The organism is Streptomyces sp. 142MFCol3.1, from assembly GCF_000424945.1.
GTDB classification, from domain to species: domain Bacteria; phylum Actinomycetota; class Actinomycetes; order Streptomycetales; family Streptomycetaceae; genus Streptomyces; species Streptomyces siamensis.
Genome location: NZ_AUKV01000021.1, coordinates 105,714 through 122,827 on the forward strand (window position 1 = coordinate 105,714; position 17,114 = coordinate 122,827).

At 71.5% G+C, this 17,114-nt stretch carries 12 protein-coding genes and 1 pseudogene; 10 read left to right on the forward strand and 3 right to left on the reverse strand.

The genetic code is table 11. The features are described from left to right. Positions 1-80 precede the first annotated feature (80 nt). The 5 genes and pseudogenes from H305_RS0128885 to H305_RS54125 all read left to right on the forward strand — a co-directional run bounded on the left by H305_RS0128885 (position 81) and on the right by H305_RS54125 (position 3,837). Positions 81-671, forward strand: coding sequence for a TetR/AcrR family transcriptional regulator (locus H305_RS0128885; protein ID WP_028803522.1), 591 nt, complete (start codon positions 81-83; stop codon positions 669-671). A 100-nt stretch (positions 672-771) separates the two neighbouring features. Further along, entirely contained in the window at positions 772-1,929 is a 1,158-nt protein-coding gene (locus H305_RS0128890) for an acyl-CoA dehydrogenase family protein (RefSeq protein WP_028803523.1), read from the forward strand. Between the two features lie 35 nt (positions 1,930-1,964). Next, positions 1,965-2,852 carry an acyl-CoA thioesterase gene (locus tag H305_RS0128895; RefSeq protein WP_028803524.1) on the forward strand — a complete coding sequence of 296 codons (888 nt, stop codon included), beginning with the start codon at positions 1,965-1,967 and terminating at the stop codon, positions 2,850-2,852. 3 nt (positions 2,853-2,855) lie between these two features. Next, a pseudogene (locus tag H305_RS0128900) lies at positions 2,856-3,020 on the forward strand (cation transporter); the annotation flags it as partial. A 415-nt stretch (positions 3,021-3,435) separates the two neighbouring features. Continuing rightward, entirely contained in the window at positions 3,436-3,837 is a 402-nt protein-coding gene (locus H305_RS54125; protein ID WP_051371036.1) for a hypothetical protein, read from the forward strand. A gap of 88 nt (positions 3,838-3,925) precedes the next feature. Here H305_RS54125 and H305_RS0128910 read toward each other — a convergent pair whose 3' ends face one another. Together H305_RS0128910 and H305_RS0128915 are read right to left on the reverse strand one after the other, a co-directional pair. Further along, complete coding sequence (locus tag H305_RS0128910) at positions 3,926-4,714, reverse strand: phosphatase (protein WP_028803526.1); 789 nt, start codon at positions 4,712-4,714, stop codon at positions 3,926-3,928. A 152-nt stretch (positions 4,715-4,866) separates the two neighbouring features. Then, the gene (locus H305_RS0128915) at positions 4,867-6,408 is read right to left on the reverse strand and encodes a PucR family transcriptional regulator (RefSeq protein WP_028803527.1); all 1,542 of its coding nucleotides are present in this window, start codon (positions 6,406-6,408) and stop codon (positions 4,867-4,869) included. 217 nt (positions 6,409-6,625) lie between these two features. Here H305_RS0128915 and H305_RS0128920 point away from each other — a divergent pair, with 217 nt between their 5' ends. The 3 genes from H305_RS0128920 (at position 6,626) to H305_RS0128930 (ending at position 10,840) form a co-directional block, all read left to right on the forward strand. After that, positions 6,626-8,086, forward strand: a complete 1,461-nt coding sequence (locus tag H305_RS0128920; RefSeq protein ID WP_028803528.1) for a sodium:solute symporter — start codon at positions 6,626-6,628, stop codon at positions 8,084-8,086. 103 nt (positions 8,087-8,189) lie between these two features. Then, positions 8,190-9,158 carry an agmatinase gene (gene speB, locus H305_RS0128925; protein WP_028803529.1) on the forward strand — a complete coding sequence of 323 codons (969 nt, stop codon included), beginning with the start codon at positions 8,190-8,192 and terminating at the stop codon, positions 9,156-9,158. Beyond that, positions 9,155-10,840 (forward strand): thiamine pyrophosphate-binding protein, encoded by a 1,686-nt coding sequence (locus H305_RS0128930; protein WP_028803530.1) that lies wholly within the window; start codon positions 9,155-9,157, stop codon positions 10,838-10,840. The genes speB and H305_RS0128930 overlap by 4 nt, the downstream gene beginning before the upstream one ends. A gap of 69 nt (positions 10,841-10,909) precedes the next feature. Here the strand turns inward: H305_RS0128930 and H305_RS0128935 are convergent, their stop codons facing one another. Further along, the gene (locus H305_RS0128935; RefSeq protein WP_028803531.1) at positions 10,910-11,713 is read right to left on the reverse strand and encodes an endonuclease I family protein; all 804 of its coding nucleotides are present in this window, start codon (positions 11,711-11,713) and stop codon (positions 10,910-10,912) included. Between the two features lie 366 nt (positions 11,714-12,079). On the opposite strand from H305_RS0128935, the gene H305_RS0128940 reads away from it, so the two are divergent. Then, a complete protein-coding gene (locus tag H305_RS0128940; protein WP_028803532.1) occupies positions 12,080-13,015 on the forward strand; it encodes a serine hydrolase in 936 nt (311 codons plus the stop codon). 333 nt (positions 13,016-13,348) lie between these two features. Beyond that, positions 13,349-17,083, forward strand: a complete 3,735-nt coding sequence (locus tag H305_RS0128945; protein WP_037765660.1) for an ABC transporter ATP-binding protein — start codon at positions 13,349-13,351, stop codon at positions 17,081-17,083. The last annotated feature ends 31 nt before the right edge of the window (positions 17,084-17,114 follow it).

Consider the following 17,114-nt stretch of genomic DNA (forward strand, 5'->3'; position numbering starts at 1 on the left):
CAGTGGTCGACCAGTTAATGAGCGTTAACGCATTTCCTTCAGGTTAACGACCGCTAACCTCCCTGTCTAGAATTGGTTCCATGGCCACCAGAACCGACGCCCCCACCCGCCGCGAGCAGATCCTCAAGGAGGCCGCCCGGCTCTTCGCCGAGCGGGGCTTCCACGGCGTCGGCGTGGACGAGATAGGAGCGGCCGTCGGTATCAGCGGCCCCGGTCTCTACCGCCACTTCCCCGGCAAGGACGCGATGCTCGCCGAGCTGCTGGTGGGCATCAGCGGTCAGCTGCTCACGGGCGGCAAGCGCCGTGTGGCGGAGGCGGACGGGGATGCCGAGGCGGTCCTCGACTCGCTCATCGAGGGGCACATCGACTTCGCGCTCGACGACCGTCCCTTGATCACCCTGCACGACCGGGAGCTGGACCGCCTCCGGGACAGTGACCGCAAGCTCGTGCGGCAGCTCCAGCGGCAGTACGTGGAGCTGTGGGTGGAGGTGGTCCGCGAGGTGTATCCGGCGCTTTCGGAGCCCAGCGCGCGGTCGGCCGTGCACTCGGTCTTCGGCCTGCTGAACTCCACGCCGCACCTGGGCCGGCCGGGTGCCCTGCCGGGCCGCGCGGGGACCGCGGAGCTGCTGCACCGCATGGCCCGCGGTGCCTTCGCTGCCGCCGGGGCGTGACGAGCGTCTCGGGGGGATGACTCTGGACGGCGCTTGCGACCCACCGGTAACCTGAAATCTGAGCAAGCGCTTAGACATGCATCCGGTGGAGGTGGCGGCAGTGCGCCGTACGGTGTTCAACGAGGATCACGAGGCGTTCCGGGAGACCCTGCGGGCCTTCATCGAGGCCGAGGTCGTTCCCGTCTACGACGAGTGGTTCGCCGCGGGCCAGGCGCCGCGCGACTTCTACTACAAGCTCGCGGAGCTCGGTGTCTTCGGCATCCGCGTCGACGAGGAGTTCGGCGGCGCCGGCATCGACTCGTACAAGTTCGAAGCCGTGATGTACGAGGAGACCGCCCGCGCCGGTGTCCAGTTCGGCGGCTCCGGCGTGCACGTGCTGCTCGGACTGCCGTACATCAAGATGCTCGCCACCGACGAGCAGAAGAAGCGCTTCCTGCCGAAGTTCGTCTCCGGCGAGGAGATGTGGGCCCTCGCGATGACCGAGCCGGGCACCGGCTCCGACCTCGCGGGCATGAAGACCACCGCCAAGCTCTCCGAGGACGGCACGCACTACGTCCTCAACGGCGCCAAGACCTTCATCACCGGCGGCGTCCACGCCGACCGCGTGATCGTCTGCGCCCGTACCTCCGCGCCCACCGCCGAGGACCGCCGCTTCGGCATATCCCTCTTCGCCGTGGACACCAAGGCCGAGGGCTACTCCGTGGGCCGCAAGCTCGACAAGCTCGGCCTGAAGACCTCCGACACCGCCGAGCTCGCGTTCGTCGACGTCAAGGTGCCGGTCGAGGACCTCCTCGGCGAGGAGAACAAGGGCTTCTACTACCTCGGCCACAATCTGGCGTCCGAGCGCTGGGGCATCGCCTTCGGCGCGTACGCGCAGGCCAAGGCGGCCGTCCGGTTCGCCAAGGAGTACGTCCAGGACCGCACCGTCTTCGGCAAGACCGTCGCGTCCTTCCAGAACACCAAGTTCGAGCTGGCCGCCTGCCAGGCCGAGGTGGACGCCGCCGAGGCCGTCGCCGACCGTGCCCTGGAGGCCCTCGACGCGGGTGAGCTGACCCCGGCCGAGGCCGCCAGTGCGAAGCTGTTCTGCACCGAGGTCGCGCACCGTGTCATCGACCGCTGCCTCCAGCTGCACGGCGGCTACGGCTTCATGAACGAATACCCGATCGCCCGCCTGTACGCGGACAACCGCGTCAACCGCATCTACGGCGGCACCAGCGAGATCATGAAGACGATCATCGCCAAGGACATGGGTCTGTAAGGCACGCGAAAAAAGTTCACGATACAACTGACGACATGAGTCAGGCACTTCAGTCCCTGCTCGATCTGCTCGACCTGGAGCGGATCGAGCAGGACATCTTCCGCGGCCGGTCCCGCTCCGCCGTCGTCCCCCGGGTCTTCGGGGGACAGGTGGCGGCGCAGGCACTGGTCGCCGCCGGGCGCACGGTCCCCGAGGACCGGCACGCGCACTCCCTGCACGCGTACTTCCTGCGTGCGGGGGACCCCGGCGCGCCCATCGTGTACTCGGTGGACCGCATCCGCGACGGCCGCTCCTTCACCACCCGGCGCGTCGTCGCCGTCCAGCACGGCCAGCCGATCTTCCACCTCTCCGCGTCGTTCCAGACGTACGAGGAGGGCATGGAACACCAGGCCCCGATGCCGTCCGCGCCCGACCCGGAGACCCTGCCGACGGGCGCCGAACTGCTGCCGCGGTACGCGGACGTGTTCGCGGACCCGGTCATCGCCGAGCGCCTGCTGGAGGCGCGCGAGTCCGTCGACCTGCGCTACGTCGACGCACCGCCGTACGGCACCGTCGGCGAGATCCGCGAGCCGCGCTCCCAGGTGTGGTTCCGCACCAACGGCAAGCTCGACGGGGCCATCGACGAACCGCTGCTGCACGTCGTCCTCGCCACCTACGTCTCCGACATGACGCTCCTCGACTCCATCCTGCTCGCGCACGGGCGCGGCGGCTGGGCGGTCGGTGACGTCGTCGGAGCCTCCCTGGACCACGCGATGTGGTTCCACCGCCCGTTCCGCGCCGACGAATGGCTGCTGTACGACCAGGAGTCCCCGTCCGCGTCGGGCGGCCGGGGCCTGGGCCAGGCCCGTATCTACACCCAGGACGGCCGACTGGCGATCTCGGTGATCCAGGAGGGTGTGGTCCGCATCCCGCGGTCGGACTGAGGCATGGCCGAAGAGGCTGGGGCGCAGCGCGGCGACGGCGGCGGCGAGAGCACCTTCACGGTGACCGTCGCCGCCGTCGCCGGTCTCGGTATCGCGCTCGCCGAGGCGGTCGCCGGCTTCATCAGCGCTTCCAGCGCGATGCCGTCGGTGGCCGTGTCCACCGCCGCCCGGGTCGATGGGCCCGCGAGCGGGCCGAAGAGCGTCCGCGGGCGGCGTTTCCCGTGGTGAGCCGGGTGTGTCTCGACCCCACACCGGGCCCCGGCAATGGCGGGCCGACCGGGGCGCATGATGCCTGAGTTGCTCTCGAGATGACGTGTGGCGAGTGCGGGATTAGGCTTTGTGGGTGAAATGCCGCGACACACGGCATACCGTCCGATGAGGTTCCGTAAGCACGGGAACCGCGTTGAACCGGCCACTCGCGCAACCTGGCGCAGGGGCTCCGGAGACGTCGGCGGGAGGGCCGGGCTTCTCAGAATGCCGCGGTAAGCCCAAAGACCGCGTCGCACCTTCTTCTGCGGCGGGGCCATCCGCCTCGCGTCCGTCCTTCTGGGAGCCGCGAGAGACGATGGAGAGGTATTTTCCCATGCGATCACAACGCGCCAGGCGCGTCTTCGTGATGTCGGCTGCCGGTCTGCTGATGGCCGGGGGTGCCGCGATCGGCACGGCGGGCACCGCTTCGGCGAGCTCGAACCACAACTCCAGTTACAGCAGTTCCTGGAACGACGACGACGACAACGGCTACGGCTACGGCTACAACGACGACGATGACGACAACGGCTACGGCGGCGGCTATGGCGGCGACCACGGTGGTGGCGGCTACGGCGGCGACCACGGTGGCGGCGGTTACGGCGGCGACCACGGTGGCGGCGGTTACGGCGGCGGCGGGCACGGCGGCGGTGGCGGTGGTCACGGCGGCGGTGGCGGCGGCCACGGCGGCGGTGGCGGCGGTGGTCACGGCGGTGGCGGCGGTGGCGGCGGCCACTGATCCCGACCGCACCGAATAGGACGATGTGCGACTCCGTCAGCGGAGTCGCACATCGCGCCGGTCCACGGCCCAGGGGCCGTGGACCGGGCTACGCAAGGCCCGCCTCGGCCAGCAGATAGGCCGTCATGGGGTCGTAGTACCGAGGGCTCTTGACGTGGTCGTCCAGGGGGATCGTCACCTGGAGCGTCCCTTCGGCCTCGGCGAGGAACAGCGCGGGATCGTTGCAGTCGGCGTACCCGATGGAGTCCAGGCCGAGCTGGCCTGCGCAGCCCGCCCACCCGTGGTCCGCGACGACCAGGTCGGGCAGCGGACGGCCCTCGCGCTCCAGACCGGTGAGGATCGCCCGCATCGGCTCGCCGGAGTGGGTGTGCCAGAGGGTGGCGCCGTGCTCCAGGACGGCGACGTCCGCGAACTGGAAGACATAACCCTCGTCGGTCTGCAGACCGTCCGGGATGACGACGATCTCGCAGCCGGCGGCACGCAGGGCCGCGGCGGTCGCGCGGTGCACGTCGAGCAGACCCCCCGGGTGCCCGGTCGCGAACAGCACCCGCTGCTCGCCGTCGGCGGCCTTGCGCAACCGGCCCGCGGCCCGCTCCAGGGCGTCCACCGTCAGCTCGGGGTCGATGGTGTCCTGCCCGTACCGGTACTCGGGGTCGTCACTCACTCCGCAGCGCTCCGCCATCACCGCGAGGACGTCCTGCTCGTCGGTCCACCGGTCGCCGAGCTCCAGGCCGAGCCAGAAGTTCCGGTCGCCGTTCGCGAGCTTGCGGTAGTGGGAGAGGTTGTTCTCGCGGGGCGTGGCGACGTCACCCGCGATGCGGGTCTGTACGAGGTGGTCGACGAGCTCGGCGCGGCTGGGGGTCCCGGGTATCGGCATGCCTCCCATTGTGCCGGTGCGCCCGGTCCCGGGGGCGGCCGTCCCGACCGCTGGGACACGGGTCACTCGGCGGCCGACGGGCACTGATGTGCCCGTGCCGGCCCGCGGACCTGCGGCCCTGCCGACGCGCCGGGACGAACCGCCCGGAGGTGTCAGTCCTGCCGCAGGGCGAACCACAACTCCATCCGCACATCCGGATCGTCGAGATCCGCCACCAGCAACGCGGCGCACCGGGCGATGCGTTGGCGGACCGTGTTGCGGTGCACCGACAGGGCCACCGCCGTGCGGTCCCAACTGCCGTGCAGGGAGAGCCAGGTGCGGAGGGTCTCGGTGAGCGCGGGGGTGCCGGCGACGGGGGCGAGCAGGGTGCGGGTGTGGGCCTCGGCGTCCGCAGGGGGGACGAGGTCGGCCAGCACCGAATGCTCGCCGTGCCGGACCAGCGTGGTGCGCGTCGCGCGGGCTCGGGCCAGGGCGCGGGCGGCCTGGGTGTCGGCGGTCGGCCACTCCTGCGGGGCGACGGGCGCGCTGACCCCGCACGTCCAGCCCGCCTGCTCCGCGGGCACGCGGCCACCGGGGACGAGGACGCGGACGACGTCACCGCAGGTGTCGACCAGCGCGGAGCCCAGCGCGGCCGCGAGCGCGGACGCGGCGACGGCGTCCGGCGCCGGTCCGTCGGCGGCGGGCCGCGCGTGCACGACGACCCAGCGGTCGCCGCCGAGGAGCGGGGCCACGTCCTTCGGCGCGGCTCCGAGCAGCAGGCGGACGAGCGCCGCCGTGCGCGCCGCGCCGCTGCCGCTCTGGTGCTCCCCGGTGAGCAGCGAGAGCAGCACGGCCGCCACGGAGGCGATGGTGTGGTCCCCCGGCTCCCGGTGCGGTGCGCCGACGCCGAGCACGAAGCCCCGCCCGGCGCCGAGGGCGTAGGCGGACAGGTGGAGACCGCCCGCGGTGTCGGCGGCGGAGGTGGGGCCGGGGCCCTTGCCCTCTTCGGGCCGCACGACGCCGGCGAGCTCCGCGAGCGCCCTCGCGGTGGGGGACTCCGCGGCCGGGGCCGCCCGGCCGGCGGCGGCCAGTACCGCCCCGTCCGGTCCGTACAGCACGGCCCAGCCGCTCACGCGCTGGGCGAGCTGCCGCAGCACGGCGGGCACCGGGTCCGGCCGCGCCGCGGCGGCGGCGAGGCTCTGCTGGGCCTCCGCGGTGCGCCGCAGCTCCGCCATGCGGGCCTGGGCCATCAGCTGCCAGACGGCGCGCGCCACCCCGGAGAAGGTGGTCTGGGGCGGGACCTCCAGCAGGGGAAGCCCGTGGGTGTCGCAGGCGGCGACCAGCGCGCGCGGCACGGTGTCGTGCACCGGTGCCAGCCCGAACCCCAGTGCCGCCCCGCCCGCCGCCACGATCCGGGAGACGTAGGCGTCGAAGTACTCCTCCAGGCTGCCGGCCCCGCCCGGTCGGGGAGGACCCCCGTCCGGGCCCGCCGCCTCCGGGACGTGCACCCCGGCGGTCAGCAGCAGCTCGCCGCCGAGCAGGTACGGATAGGGGTCCGCCATCTCCGACGTGTGCGCCCAGTGGATCACCGTGCCCTCGTCCACCGGTCCGGCGATCTGGCGCAGGCCGAGGTCCTCCCGGGCCGTCAGCGCGCTCAGCGGCACCGGTGGGGTGGGCGGGGTGGGAGGCGCGAAGGGGGCAGACGGGTCCGGCATGGTGGACGTTTCCTCCATCCGGTTCAGGAACAGTGGATGAAACGTACACTTCAGAGTCGCTTTTCGGCCACCTAGGGTCAGTGCCGTCGGCAGCCGCGGGTACGGGCGTATGTCCCCGCGATCCGCTGTCGGTCTCCCGGCCGGGGCGTTGTTCCCGGCCGCGTCCCCCAACCGTCTGCACGACACGCCACCGAGAGTGCGCGAAGGAGGGCCCAGCATGGCCGTCGACTACACAGTGATCGTCGTCTACCTGGCCGGCATGCTTGCGATGGGCTGGTGGGGCATGCGCCGCGCCAAGTCCAAGAGCGAGTTCCTCGTGGCGGGACGACGGCTGGGTCCGGCCATGTACTCCGGCACCATGGCCGCCATCGTCCTCGGCGGCGCGTCCACCATCGGCGGCGTCGGCCTCGGCTACCAGTACGGGCTCTCCGGCGCCTGGATGGTGTTCACCATCGGGCTCGGCCTGCTCGCCCTGTCGATCTTCTTCTCGGCCCGCATCGCCCGGCTGAAGGTCTACACCGTCTCCGAGATGCTCGACCTGCGCTACGGCGGCCGGGCCGGTGTGATCTCCGGCGTCGTCATGTGGGCGTACACCCTCATGCTCGCGGTCACCTCGACCATCGCGTACGCCACGATCTTCGACGTCCTGTTCGACATGAACCGCACGCTCGCCATCGTGCTCGGCGGCTCCATCGTCGTGGCCTACTCGACGCTCGGCGGTATGTGGTCGATCACCCTCACCGACATGGTGCAGTTCGTCGTGAAGACGATCGGTGTGCTGCTGCTCCTGCTGCCCATCGCGGTGGTCAAGGCCGGCGGCTTCAGCGAGATGAAGGCCAAGCTGCCCACCGAGTACTTCGACCCGCTGGGCATCGGCGGCGAGACGATCTTCACCTACGTGCTCATATACACCTTCGGCATGCTGATCGGGCAGGACATCTGGCAGCGCGTGTTCACCGCGCGCAGTGACAAGACGGCCAAGTGGGGTGGCACCGTCGCGGGCACCTACTGCCTGGTCTACGCCCTCGCCGGCGCCGTCATCGGCACCGCCGCCAAGGTGATGTACCCCAAGCTGCCCAGCGCCGACACCGCCTTCGCGACCATCGTCAAGGACGAACTCCCCGTCGGTGTGCGCGGACTGGTGCTGGCCGCCGCCCTCGCGGCCGTCATGTCCACCTCCTCCGGCGCCCTCATCGCCTGCGCCACCGTCGCCAACAACGACATCTGGTCGCGGCTGCGCGGTGTCGTGCGGCGGGACGGCGAGGAGCACGACGAGGTCAAGGGCAACCGCGTCTTCATCCTCGTCATGGGTGTCGCGGTGATCTGCACGGCCATCGCGCTCAACAACGTCGTCGAGGCGCTGACCGTCGCCTACAACCTGCTCGTCGGCGGCCTGCTCGTGCCGATCCTCGGCGGCCTGCTGTGGAAGCGCGGCACCGCGGCCGGCGCGCTGGCCTCCGTCGTCGTCGGCGGCCTCGCGGTCATCGGCCTGATGGCCTCCTACGGCATCCTCGCCAACGAGCCCGTCTACTACGGCCTGCTGTCCTCGCTCGCCGCCTACGTGGTGGCCTCCCTGTCCACCGAGCCGACCGAGGCCGCCGTCCTCGCCGCCTGGCGGGAGCGCCTGGCCGGCCGGGGCACCGAACCCCAGTCCGAGCCGGTCCCGGTTCACCAGTAGAGTCCTCGCAGCCGTACAAAGAAGTACATAGCCGTGCATACATGTACAGCGCTGCGTATAGCTGTAAATACGCGATGACGCGTAAGAGGAAAGGCACTTCACCATGAGCAGCAACGAGACGCCCCGCGGTCCCGTCGACTCGTCCCGCATCCCGCGGTACGCGGGCCCCGCGACCTTCGCCCGGCTGCCGCGCCTCGACGAGGTCGGCACCGCCGACGTCGCCGTGGTCGGCGTGCCGTTCGACTCCGGCGTCTCGTACCGGCCGGGCGCCCGCTTCGGCGGCAACGCGATCCGCGAGGCGTCCCGGCTGCTGCGCCCCTACAACCCCGCGCAGGACGCCTCCCCGTTCGCCCTCGCGCAGGTCGCCGACGCCGGCGACATCGCGGCGAACCCGTTCAACATCAACGAGGCCGTGGAGACCGTCGAGGCCGCCGCGGACGAGATCCTCGGCACCGGCGCCCGCATGATGACTCTGGGCGGCGACCACACCATCGCGCTGCCCCTGCTGCGCTCGGTCGCCAAGAAGCACGGCCCGGTCGCGCTGCTCCACTTCGACGCGCACCTCGACACCTGGGACACGTACTTCGGCGCCGAGTACACGCACGGCACCCCGTTCCGCCGTGCCGTCGAGGAGGGCATCCTCGACACCGAGGCGCTCTCCCACGTCGGCACCCGCGGCCCTCTGTACGGCAAGCAGGACCTCACCGACGACGAGAAGATGGGCTTCGGCATCGTCACCTCGGCCGACATCTACCGCCGCGGCGCGGACGAGGTCGCCGACCAGCTCCGCCAGCGCATCGGCGACCGCCCGCTCTACATCTCCATCGACATCGACTGCCTCGACCCGGCCCACGCCCCGGGCACCGGCACCCCCGAGGCGGGCGGCATGACCTCCCGCGAGCTGCTGGAGATCCTGCGCGGACTGTCCTCCTGCAACCTGGTCTCCGCCGACGTCGTGGAGGTCGCGCCGGCCTACGACCACGCGGAGATCACCGCCGTGGCCGCGTCCCACACGGCGTACGAGCTGACCACCATCATGTCCCGCCAGATCGCCGAGGCCCGGAACAAGTGACCCACGACCACGACCTGGTACTCCGCCCGACGCCGGCACAGACGCAGGCCGCGCTCGACCCGCCCGCCGGCCGCAACGGCGGAGACCTGGTCGTGGAGACTCTCACGGGTCTCGGGGCGACCACCGTCTTCGGACTGCCCGGCCAGCACGCGCTGGGCATGTTCGACGCGCTGAGCCGTTCCTCGCTGCGGTACGTCGGTCTACGCGTCGAGAACAACGCGGGGTTCGCGGCCGACGCCTACGGCCGGATCACCGGCGAGGCGGCGCCGCTGCTGCTGTCGACCGGCCCGGGGGCGCTGACCTCCCTGGCCGCGCTCCAGGAGGCGGCGGCGGCCTCCGCCCCCGTCCTCGCGATCAGCAGCCAGATCCCCACCACGGGTCTCGGCGGCGGACGCCACGGCTATCTGCACGAACTCCCCGACCAGCAGGCGTCGTTCCGGGGCATCGTGAAGTCGGTCCACACGGTCCGTACGCAGTCGCAGATCCCGTCGGCGATCGCGGCGGCGTGGAAGTCGGCGCTGACCGCTCCGCACGGACCGGTCTGGGTGGAGATCCCGCAGGACGTGCTCCTCGCCGGGACGGACCTGCCGGTCGTGACCGCCGTGGACGCGACCCCCGAGGACCTGGCGCCGCGCCCCGAACTGACCGCGGTGGCGGCCGACCTGCTGTCGAAGGCGGCCCGCCCGGCGATCATCGCGGGCGGGGGAGTGGTCCGCGCGGACGCCGCGGGCAAGCTGCTCCAGCTGGCGGAGCGGCTCCAGGCCCCCGTCGTCACGACCTTCGGCGGCAAGGGCGCGTTCCCCTGGGAGCACCCCCTCTCCCTCCAGTCCTGGCTGGAGGACCGTCACACCACCGACTTCCTGGAGGACGCGGACGTCCTCCTGGTCGTGGGCTCCGGCCTCGGCGAACTCTCCTCGAACTACCACACGTTCAAGCCCCGCGGCCGGGTGATCCAGATCGAGGCGGACCTCGGCAAGCTGGAGTCCAACCACCCCGCGCTCGGTGTCCACGCCGATGCCCGCCTCGCCCTCCAGGCGCTGCTGGAGACGGTCGGGGAGCGCACGGACCCGACGGCCGCCGAGCGGGTGCGCACGGTCCTCGACAAGGTCGCCGAGCGCATCGGCTCCCAGGAACTCACCCTGGAGCAGCAGGTGCTGGCGGCGGTGCGCCGGGCCCTGCCGGACGACTCCCCGTCGTTCTGGGACATGACGATCCTGGCGTACTGGGCGTGGTCGGCGTTCGACGCGCGCGGCGCGAACACCATGCACTCCGCCCAGGGCGCGGGCGGCCTCGGCTACGGCTTCCCGGCGGCCCTCGGCGCCGCGGTGGCCGACCCCACCCGCCCGGTCCTCGCGGTCTCCGGCGACGGCGGCGCCCTCTACTCGATCGCCGAGCTCGCCGCGGCCCGGCAGCACGACCTGAACGTCACCTGGCTCATCGTCGACGACGGCGGGTACGGCATCCTCCGCGAGTACATGAAGGACGCCTTCGGCCGGCCGACCGCGACGGAGCTGTCCCGCCCGGACTACGTGGCCCTGGCCGAGTCCTTCGGGGTGCCGGGCGTGCGCACGAGCCCCGAGACCCTGGAGGAGGACCTGGCGCAGGCGCTGGCCACGTCCGGCCCCTCGGTGGTGCTGCTCCCCGCGGTCCTGCGGATGTTCGCGCCGACCCACCTGGACTGACCGGCCGCGCCGGACGCCGGACGGCGGTGAACTCCTCTCGTGGAGGGGGAGTCCACCGCCGTCGTGGTGCTACCAGATCGCGTCCACCCACTCCGGGTGGTCGATGAACGGGTTGCGGTTGTGCTGGTAGGTGTCGTAGATGACCTGGTTGCGCTTCTCCTCGAAGGCGCTCGGCGGGTCCTCGTCGTTCCACTGCTTGAGGACGGACAGCTTGCCGATGTACGGGTCGCTGCCGTTGCCGACCTTCTCGTTGGGCTCCAGGTCGGCGAAGCCGTCGCCCCCGTCGTAGCGGACCGCCATGTAGAGGATCATGCGGGCCACGTCGCCCTTGTCCGCGTCGCGCGGCTCGAAGGAGTCGGAGTCGGTGAGGCTGCCGCCCCCGCCGCTGACCGCGCTGCCGCCGTCGTCGAAGTCCTTGTTGCCGCGGATGCTGTTGACCTGGACGTCCGCGGGGCGCAGGTGGTGCAGGTCGGTGCCGGGTCCGGTCACCTCGCCGAAGTCGCCGTGCGATTTGGCCCACACGTGCTCGCGGTTCCAGTCGCCCGTGTCGCCGCCGTTGAGGGACTTGGCGCGCGAGACGCCGCTGTAGAGCAGGATCACGTTGTTGCTGTTGTTCGGGTCCTGGTCGGTGACCTTCAGCGCGTCCCAGACCGCCGCGTACGAGATCTTGCTCTGGCTGCTGATGATGGTGTGCAGCGAGGACTTGAGGCTCGCGCCCGACTTGCCGACGGCGTTCTTGTAGTACGTGCTGTCGTACGAGGTCGTCGTCGCGCTCGCCGGGCCGGCGGTCGCCGCGGGCAGCGTGAGGCCGACGAGCAGGGCCGAAACGGCCAGTGCCGGCGTCTTCCAGCGGTGCATGTGCGTCACGGGCATGTGGGGGCCGTCCGATCTACGCGGGTTGATTGAGCGGGCAACCGGAGCGTGACATGGACATGTGCACCAGGTGGTGAAGGCGAGGTGACCGTTGTGTGTCGGACCCTCGCAAGTCGCCCGCCGTGAAGGCCCTTTGGCGTGCCGGCGGCCCTCGTCCCGGAGCACGACGGCAGGCCCGCCCGGCGAGCTGGATCGGGGCCCGCGCGGCGGGGTGGTCCGGCCCCCGCCGGGCGGCTTGGCCGGGGGCGCCGGACCCGAACCACCCCGCGGGGAACGTCCGTACAACTTTCGGCCAGGAACGTGAGTCAACAGAGGCGAGCGCGCCTCAGGCGCCCTCGTATCGGTTCAAGGGGATGGGAAGCCTCCATGACTCACCGGATATCCCGGGGTGCCCGTGTGCTCGCAGCGAGCCTCGGTGCCGCGGTGGTCGTGCCGTTCGTGGCGTCCGCCGCACCCGCCGCCGCCGCGACACCGCAAGTCAGCTGCACATCGGCCAAGGCGGGCCTGGCCGCCAAACTGCAGAGGGACATCACCGCCGCGCTCGCGGGCCGTTCGGGCACCGTCGCCGTCGGTCTCTACGACCGGACCACGAAGACGACGTGCTCGCTGCGCTCGAGCACGGCCTACGACTCCGCCAGCGTCGTCAAGGTGACCGTCCTCGCCACACTGCTGTGGGACGCCAAGAAGCACAACCGCTACCTCACGCAGCGCGAGGCCGACCTCGCCAAGGCCATGATCACCAAGTCGGACAACAACGCGACCACGAGCCTGTGGAATCAGCTCGGCATGACGAAGATCAAGGGCTTCCTCGCGGCCGCGGCCATGACCCAGACCAAGCCGGGTACCGGCGGCTACTGGGGTCTGACCCAGATCACCGTGACGGACGAGCAGAAGCTGCTCAAGCTCGTCACCGCCAAGAACACCGTGCTGAGCGACAACTCCCGGGCGTACATCCTCAAGCTCATGGGCCAGGTCATCTCCTCCCAGCGCTGGGGCACGCCGGCCGGTGCGCCCTCGTCGGTCGCCGTGCACGTCAAGAACGGCTGGCTGTCGCGGTCCACGCACGGCTGGCGGGTGCACAGTGTCGGCACCTTCGACGGCGGCGGCCACGACTACATGATCACGGTGCTCACCCACGGCAACAGCACCATGAGCTACGGCGTCACCACCATCCAGAACGTCGCCAAGGTCATCCACAGGGACCTGGTCCCGACGACGTCCACGAGCAGCGCCACCGTCCAGCGGTACGTGCCGACCAGCACGCCCCAGGAGGCGTTCCCGGCGGTCCCGTCCAACGGCTGACCCGCCCCACGGGCCCCGGAGCACGGCCAGCCGGCTCCGAGGCCCGGCCGGGTGGACCTCCCGCGTCGTCGCGCGCAGCGAACGGCCCGGTCCACCCCTCTCCACGGCGACACCGAGGCGGACCACGGTCACGGACCGTGGCCGAGGCCGCGCGGCCTCCCGCCTCCGGCCGGCGACGACGGCCGCGGCACCGTGCAGGTCACCTCACACGGAACTTCGTCACCGAGCGTGACTCCCACCGTCGTTCCGTACCGGAATCGTTGCGGAGGGATGAAATCCGGTTGTTTCGGCGTTGGCCCTTCCGGCAGATCAGGACGGACGGAAGGCATCGGCGTGGAGACGCAGCGGGGATGGGCACGGCGGCTCGCCGGGTACGCGTGGCGCTACCCGAAGGACGTTGTGCTCGCGCTCGGCTCCTCGCTCGCGGGCATGGCGGTCCTGGCGCTGGTCCCGCTGATCACCAAGGTGATCATCGACGACGTCGTCGGTGACCACACCCGCGGCATGGCTCCCTGGGCCGGCGCGCTGATCGGCGCCGCAGTCCTCGTCTACGGCCTCACCTACGTCCGCCGCTTCTACGGGGGACGGCTCGCGCTCGACGTCCAGCACGACCTGCGGACCGAGATGTACGAGACGATCACCCGGCTCGACGGGCGGCGTCAGGACGAGCTGTCCACCGGCCAGGTCGTCGGGCGGGCCACCAGCGACCTCCAGCTGATCCAGGGCCTGCTCTTCATGCTCCCGATGACCATCGGGAACCTGTTGCTCTTCGTGATGTCTCTCGTGATCATGGCCTGGCTGTCCCCGCCGCTGACCCTGGTCGCGCTCGCCGTCGCCCCGGCCCTCTGGTTCATCGCCAAGCGCAGTCGCTCCCGTCTGCACCCCGCCACCTGGTACGCGCAGGCACAGGCCGCCGCCGTCGCGGGCGTCGTCGACGGCGCCGTCACCGGAGTCCGCGTGGTGAAGGGCTTCGGACAGGAGGAACAGGAGACCGGAAAGCTCCGCGAGGTCGGGCGCCGGCTCTTCGCCGGGCGCCTGCGCACCATACGGCTGAACGCCAAGTACACCCCCGCGCTCCAGGCCGTCCCGGCCCTCGGCCAGGTCGCGATGCTGGCCCTGGGCGGCTGGCTCGCGGTGCGCGGACAGATCACCCTCGGCACCTTCGTCGCGTTCTCCTCCTACCTCGCCCAGCTCGTCGGACCCGTGCGGATGCTCGCCGTCGTGCTCACCGTCGGACAGCAGGCCCGCGCCGGTGCCGAGCGCGTGCTGGAACTGATCGACACCCGGCCGTCCATCCAGGAGGGCACCAAGACGCTGCCCGCCGACGCGCCCGCGAGCGTCGAGTTCGACGACGTGTCCTTCGGCTACGAGAAGGGGCGGCCGGTCCTCGACGGGCTCAGCTTCGAGATCCGGCCGGGCGAGACCCTCGCCGTCGTCGGCTCCTCGGGATCGGGCAAGTCGACGGTGTCGCTGCTCATGCCCCGCTTCTACGACGTGACGCACGGTGCCGTCCTCATCGGCGGGCACGACGTCCGCGAGCTGACGACCGAGTCGCTGCGCGCCGCGATCGGGCTCGTCCCCGAGGACTCCTTCCTCTTCTCCGACACCGTGCGCGCCAACATCGCGTACGGCCGCCCCGAGGCCACCCAGGACGAGATCGAGACGGCCGCGCGTGCCGCCCAGGCCGACCGGTTCATAGCCGAGCTGCCCGACGGGTACGACACGAAGGTCGGCGAGCACGGCCTCACGCTCTCCGGCGGCCAGCGCCAGCGGGTCGCGCTGGCCCGCGCCATCCTGACCGACCCCCGCCTGCTGGTCCTCGACGACGCCACGTCCGCCGTCGACGCCCGTGTCGAGCACGAGATCCACGAGGCGCTGAAGCACGTCATGGAGGGCCGCACGACCCTGCTGATCGCGCACCGGCGGTCCACCCTCAACCTCGCCGACCGCATCGCCGTGCTCGACGCCGGGCGCCTCGCCGACATCGGCACCCACGAGGAGCTCCAGGACCGCTCCCCGCTCTACCGGCGGCTGCTCACCGACCCGGACGAGCTCGGCGGGGTCTCGCCGGGCCACGAACAGCCGTCCGCCCCGCCGGAGGACACCTCCGTACGGGATGAGCTGGACGCCGAGTTCGACGCCGAGCGTGGCGTCACCCCGCACCTGTGGACCGGCGACCGGGAGCCCAAGGACGACGCGCTCACCGGCATGCCCGCCACCCCCGAGCTCCTCGCCCAGGTGGAGGCCCTGCCGCCCGCCGTGGACGCCCCGCACGTCGACGAGGCCCGCGCCGTCACCCCCGAGGACTCCTACGGTCTGCGGCGGCTGCTGCGCGGCTTCGGGACGCCCCTCCTGGTGAGCCTCGGGCTCGTCGCCGTCGACGCGGGCATGGGCCTGTTGCTTCCCGTGCTGATCCGGCACGGCATCGACGAGGGCGTGACCCGCATGGCCCTCGGCGCGGTGTGGGCGGCGGCCGGCCTCGGACTGGTCACCGTGCTCGTCCAGTGGGCGGCCCAGATCGGCGAGACCCGGATGACGGGACGGACCGGCGAGCGCGTCCTGTACACGCTGCGCCTGAAGATCTTCGCGCAGCTCCAGCGTCTCGGACTGGACTACTACGAGCGGGAGCTGACGGGCCGGATCATGACCCGCATGACGACCGACGTCGACGCCTTGTCGACGTTCCTCCAGACGGGCCTGGTCACCGCGTTCGTCTCGGTCGTCACCTTCTTCGGCATCATGGGCGTACTGCTGGTGATCGACGTGCAGCTGGCGCTGGTCGTCTTCGTCACGCTGCCGCCGCTGATCGTCGCCACGTTCTTCTTCCGCCGGGCGAGCGTGAAGGCGTACGAACTCGCCCGCGAGCGCGTGTCGGTGGTCAACGCCGACCTCCAGGAGTCGGTGTCCGGACTGCTGATCCTCCAGGCCTTCCGGCGCGAGGGCTCCGGCGGGCGGCGGTTCGCCGAGCGCAGCGACAGCTACCGCCAGGCGCGGATCCGCGGGCAGCGGCTGATATCCGTGTACTTCCCGTTCGTGCAGCTGCTGTCGTCGGTCGCGGCGGCGGCCGTGCTGATCGTGGGCGCCCGCCGGGTGGACGCGGGCACACTGACGACCGGAGCCCTGGTCGCCTATCTCCTCTACATCGACCTGTTCTTCGCGCCCGTCCAGCAGCTCTCCCAGGTCTTCGACGGCTACCAGCAGGCCACCGTCTCGCTCGGCCGTATCCAGGAACTGCTGCGGGAGCCGACGTCGACGAAGGCCGCCGACGCGCCGATGAAGGTGCGCTCGCTGCGCGGCGAGATCGCCTTCCAGGACGTCGACTTCGCCTACAACGCCGCCGACGGCCAGGACGCGGAGGAGGCCCTCAGCGGGGTGTCGCTGCGCATACCCGCCGGGCAGACCGTCGCCTTCGTCGGCGAGACCGGCGCCGGCAAGTCGACGCTGGTGAAGCTGGTCGCGCGGTTCTACGACCCGACGGGCGGGCGGGTCACCGTCGACGGCACCGACCTGCGGGCCCTCGACATCACGGAGTACCGTCACCGGCTCGGGGTGGTCCCGCAGGAGGCGTACCTCTTCCAGGGCACTGTCCGCGACGCCATCGCGTACGGCCGCCCGGACGCCGCCGACGCCGAGGTGGAGGCCGCCGCCCGCGCGGTGGGTGCGCACGACATGATCGCCACCCTGGAGGGCGGCTATCTGCACGAGGTCGCCGAGCGTGGCCGCAACCTGTCCGCCGGGCAGCGCCAGCTGATCGCGCTGGCCCGTGCCGAGCTGGTGGATCCGGACGTCCTGCTGCTCGACGAGGCCACCGCCGCGCTGGACCTGGCGACCGAGGCCCTCGTCAACCAGGCCACCGACCGGCTCGCCGGGCGCCGTACCACCCTGGTCGTCGCCCACCGGCTGACGACCGCCGCCCGCGCGGACCGGGTCGTCGTGATGGACCACGGCCGGGTCGTCGAGGACGGCACGCACGACGAACTGCTGCGGCAGGACGGCCGTTACGCCGAGTTGTGGCGGACGTTCGTGGGGGCGCCGGAGCCGGAGGAACCCGTGGGATCCACCGCCTGACGCCCCCGGTGGCCCGGCGGCGGCGGGTGCG

What these genes read in the sequence shown, in the direction of transcription:
- H305_RS0128885 (WP_028803522.1), top strand. Translation starts at nt 81, where the DNA reads ATGGCCACCAGAACCGACGCCCCCACCCGCCGCGAGCAGATCCTCAAG.
- H305_RS0128895 (WP_028803524.1), top strand. Translation starts at nt 1,965, where the DNA reads ATGAGTCAGGCACTTCAGTCCCTGCTCGATCTGCTCGACCTGGAGCGG.
- H305_RS54125 (WP_051371036.1), top strand. Translation starts at nt 3,436, where the DNA reads ATGCGATCACAACGCGCCAGGCGCGTCTTCGTGATGTCGGCTGCCGGT.
- H305_RS0128910 (WP_028803526.1), bottom strand. Translation starts at nt 4,714, where the DNA reads ATGCCGATACCCGGGACCCCCAGCCGCGCCGAGCTCGTCGACCACCTC.
- H305_RS0128915 (WP_028803527.1), bottom strand. Translation starts at nt 6,408, where the DNA reads ATGCCGGACCCGTCTGCCCCCTTCGCGCCTCCCACCCCGCCCACCCCA.
- H305_RS0128920 (WP_028803528.1), top strand. Translation starts at nt 6,626, where the DNA reads ATGGCCGTCGACTACACAGTGATCGTCGTCTACCTGGCCGGCATGCTT.
- speB (WP_028803529.1), top strand. Translation starts at nt 8,190, where the DNA reads ATGAGCAGCAACGAGACGCCCCGCGGTCCCGTCGACTCGTCCCGCATC.
- H305_RS0128935 (WP_028803531.1), bottom strand. Translation starts at nt 11,713, where the DNA reads ATGCCCGTGACGCACATGCACCGCTGGAAGACGCCGGCACTGGCCGTT.
- H305_RS0128940 (WP_028803532.1), top strand. Translation starts at nt 12,080, where the DNA reads ATGACTCACCGGATATCCCGGGGTGCCCGTGTGCTCGCAGCGAGCCTC.